The 3,508-nt window shown below is 44.4% G+C and carries 4 protein-coding genes and 1 pseudogene; 3 read left to right on the top strand and 2 right to left on the bottom strand.

Annotation, left to right across the window (positions count from 1 at the left end; genetic code table 11):
- Nucleotides 1–303, top strand: a 303-nt coding sequence (locus tag Q0R35_RS12455; protein ID WP_295618434.1) for a DUF4346 domain-containing protein, incomplete at its 5' end; no start/stop codon positions are given.
- Nucleotides 304–407: 104 nt separating this feature from the next.
- On the opposite strand, the gene Q0R35_RS12450 is transcribed toward Q0R35_RS12455, so the two are convergent.
- Nucleotides 408–1,115: a TPM domain-containing protein gene (locus tag Q0R35_RS12450; RefSeq protein ID WP_295618431.1), complete on the bottom strand. Its 708-nt coding sequence runs from the start codon at nt 1,113–1,115 to the stop codon at nt 408–410.
- Nucleotides 1,116–1,229: 114 nt separating this feature from the next.
- Between Q0R35_RS12450 and Q0R35_RS12445 the strand changes: the two genes are divergently transcribed.
- Nucleotides 1,230–2,228, top strand: coding sequence for an adenosine kinase (locus tag Q0R35_RS12445; protein ID WP_295618427.1), 999 nt, complete (start codon nt 1,230–1,232; stop codon nt 2,226–2,228).
- Nucleotides 2,229–2,509: 281 nt separating this feature from the next.
- Nucleotides 2,510–3,241 carry a PEP-CTERM sorting domain-containing protein gene (locus tag Q0R35_RS12440; protein ID WP_295618424.1) on the top strand — a complete coding sequence of 244 codons (732 nt, stop codon included), beginning with the start codon at nt 2,510–2,512 and terminating at the stop codon, nt 3,239–3,241.
- Between the two features lie 71 nt (nt 3,242–3,312).
- On the opposite strand, the pseudogene Q0R35_RS12435 reads toward Q0R35_RS12440, so the two are convergent.
- Nucleotides 3,313–3,508, bottom strand: a pseudogene (locus Q0R35_RS12435) (magnesium chelatase ATPase subunit I); the annotation flags it as partial.

The following is a 3,508-nucleotide window of genomic DNA, read 5'->3' as shown; positions in this document are numbered from 1 at the left end:
TTTATTATTTATGTCGATCGAGTCGCTGGCTTAATCTGTGCCAAGCACTATAGTAATGCGATCGACGATCGTGGTTTGGCAGTAGATCCCGAAACTGGTAAAGTTATCCCCGCCAAAGGATCGGTTGCACGCACGAGCGATCTCTTATTTACCGGACGAACTGCCAAGGAATTATGCGTTAAATTAATCGAGCAAACTCAACCTTGTCTGGTGAGTATGTTCGATCATGCCGCTTATTTAGGGCGAGAATTCATCCGTGCCGAAATTGCTTTGCTATCTGGTGCCGAATATATCCAAGATTAGAATCTGTTGTCACTCGTCAGTAAGTACGATTAAAAGTAGTGGTTAATGGTTAGTGTCAAAGTACTAAATATTACCTGCACATAACCAATAACCAACAATCGACTCTAACTTTGGTTTTGATACCACCACCAAGTTGCCATCGGAATTACCGTTGCAACGATCAGTAGTCCAATCACAATCGTCAGAAAATTCGTGCGATTGGCTTCAGTTTCTTCGGCTTTAAGATAAGTTCTGCCAACTTCTGGAGTTGAAATTACGACTGGCGGGCCAGGATCGGCTTTCCCTGATAATACCGCAACCAGTCGATCGGTAGCATCTGTAAATGCCTGATTGTATTTATTACCATTCCGCAAGGGTGCTGGCATGGTTTCCGCGATGATACTGGTAGCAATTGGCTCTGTGAGTAGCGATTTAACCTCAGTGCCAGTTTGAATACCAATGGTGTTGGTGACATTATCCAGCACAATTAGAGCTTGATTGGCTTGTTCTTCTGGGGTAGCAAACCATTTTTTGAAGAGTTTATCTGTAAAAGTTTGAATTGTTTCACCATAGTCGAGCCGATGAATGGTGACAAACCGGACTTCTTTGCCAGTCTGCTTGGCAAGCTGTTCTAAGGTGCCTTTAACCGTACCCTTAGTCGATAAGCTCAACACTTCAGCTTTATCGACAACCCAAGTCGGTACCCCAGCCGAGACAACGGGGATTTCATAAATAGCAGTAGCCTGAGCGGGAAGAGCGAAAATTCCGATCGAAAGCGTCACGACGACGATCGATAATAAGAGTCGATTGAGATAAGAACGAATATATGACATAGAATTGAGAGCGAATATCTGTTTTAACTTTAGCAGAATCACCCCTACCCTAAATTTTGAGGGCATTTTTTCTTCAAAGTGACAACAATTTTCGACTAAATTACATAAATTTTTATGACACGCTACGATGTATACGGACTTGGTAATGCGCTCCTCGATGTCGAATGTGAAGTCGAACCAGAACTATTAGAAGAATTAGGCATCGACAAAGGGGTAATGACACTGCTCGATGAAGCTAGCCAGAACAAAATTTTAGAGCGGCTCGGTAATTATGCCACCAAACGCACTTGTGGCGGCTCTGGAGCTAATACGATCGTCGCTGTGAGCCAATTTGGTGGTAAAACTTTTTACTCGTGTAAAGTTGCCAAAGACGAACCTGGCGCATATTACCTTCAAGATTTACTAGCATCTGGGGTCGATACCAATCTCAAATCTCATCCACCCGAACCGGGAATTACGGGTAAATGTCTGGTTTTTGTCACTCCAGACGCAGACCGCACCATGAATACCTTCTTGGGTATTTCTTCAGGGTTATCAGATCTCGAACTAGTCCCCAATGCGATCGCCGACTCGGCATATACTTATATTGAAGGCTATTTAGTTACAGGCGAAAATAGCAAACAAGCCGCAATTACAGCCAGAGAAATTGCCACAAATGCGGGTCGCAAAGTTGCCCTCACCCTCTCCGACCAAAATATGGCAAAGTTCTTCAGAGCCGGACTCTTAGAGATGATTGGCTCTGGAGTCGATTTATTATTTGCTAATGAAAGTGAAGCCTTGGAGCTGGCTGAAACTCAAGATTTAACTATCGCGATCGAGTACCTAAAAACCATTTCCCAGACTTTTGCGCTTACCCTCGGTGCTAAAGGTTCGTTAATTTTTGACGGTACCACATTAATTGAAATTGCACCTTTCCCCGTCAAAGCGATCGATACTGTCGGAGCTGGCGATATGTATGCTGGTGGCTTATTGTACGGCATCACTAACGGCATGGACTGGGAAACCGCCGGGAGATTGGGTTCGATGGCTTCGTCTCGACTAGTGACCATTCCTGGCGCGCGGATGAGTACGACAGATTTGCAATCTTTGTTATCGGCAATTAAGCGTAGCTAGTATTATGCTGTCCGATCGATCTAGATCGACCTGTAGAAGACCTAATCTAGCCACTTCATCATCAGGGCATAGAAATATGCTCTGACTTTGTAGTAATAACGGCATTGACTTTTCACGCAACTTACCAGTAATATGGCTGAATTAGGACAAAGACTTGACAATTGCGCTTGCGTGACATAGATTACTGTGTTAGTAAAGCACAGTACATCGCAGTCAATCTCTTTAAGCCCCTTTTTCTCTTGGTTTCAGGAAACTTCCCAGCTTTTTACAGACAGATTACTATGAAAATGACAACTCGTTCGCTCATCAACGGTGTAGCCGTCGGTGGACTTTCCACGATCGCATTAAGTTTTGGTTCGGTCGGTCAGGCACAAGCAGCCACAATTTCGACATTATTTAGCACTGGTTTTAATTCCGCTGGCACTCTCGGTGCAGGTAACGATGCTAACTACACCCTGACAGGTTCTAGCTTTGGTGCGGCTCCTCGTGCGATCGCGATCGGTACCTTCCCTGCTACCGTATATAACAGTGTGCCTGCTGGTCAAGGCGATGATAACAAATCTGCTTGGATCGGTCCCAACAATGATGGCTTACAAGATATTGCTGGTACATATACTTACTCCACTAGCTTTAATTTGAGCGGATTAGTCGCCAGTACTGCTAGTATCCAAGGTAAATGGAACACCGATAACTCTGGTCTTAAACTTATTCTCAACGGTGTTGATGTCGCGGCTACCAACTCTGGTTTTGGTACTGGATTTAGTACCTTTAGTTTGACTAGTGGTTTTAATAGCGGTAACAATACATTAGCGTTTGTCGTAAATAACGCCCCTAATGGCGATCCTATCAATCCTACTGCTCTACGCGTAGAATTTACTAGTGCTACCGCCGATCTCCAGCCTACTGGTACTGAAGTACCCGAACCTTCCGATCTTGCTGGAACTGCTTTTGCATTCGGATCTGTCGTGCTGTTGAAGCGCAAATTCGGCAAAAAACAAAGTATTTCTAAATAGATAGTTAAGTTAACTAAAAACCTGGCTTCTAAGTAGAAGCCAGGTTTTTTTTGATATCTTTGGCAGCAAAATTATTTGGCTGCTAACTCAACCCCGAACACTTGGGCAAAGACTTTATTTACCTTGTAGCCAGAATCGATCGATTCGAGTGGATCTTTGCGAAGGCGATGGCGCAGACACAATGCGATGATCCGGCTGATATCATCCAGAGTCACCTCTGTCCGCCCTTCAAAGGCTGCTAAAGCTTTAGCCGCGCGATTGGTAACG

It is taken from the genome of Chamaesiphon sp. GL140_3_metabinner_50 (assembly GCF_025361915.1).
Taxonomy (GTDB): Bacteria; Cyanobacteriota; Cyanobacteriia; order Cyanobacteriales; family Chamaesiphonaceae; genus Chamaesiphon.
This window is presented reverse-complemented; position numbering and strand designations above follow the sequence as displayed.

Bases quoted from the DNA above. Each gene is read 5' to 3' on its own strand.
- Q0R35_RS12440 (WP_295618424.1), top strand. From the start codon at position 2,510: ATGAAAATGACAACTCGTTCGCTCATCAACGGTGTAGCCGTCGGTGGA.
- Q0R35_RS12445 (WP_295618427.1), top strand. From the start codon at position 1,230: ATGACACGCTACGATGTATACGGACTTGGTAATGCGCTCCTCGATGTC.
- Q0R35_RS12450 (WP_295618431.1), bottom strand. From the start codon at position 1,115: ATGTCATATATTCGTTCTTATCTCAATCGACTCTTATTATCGATCGTC.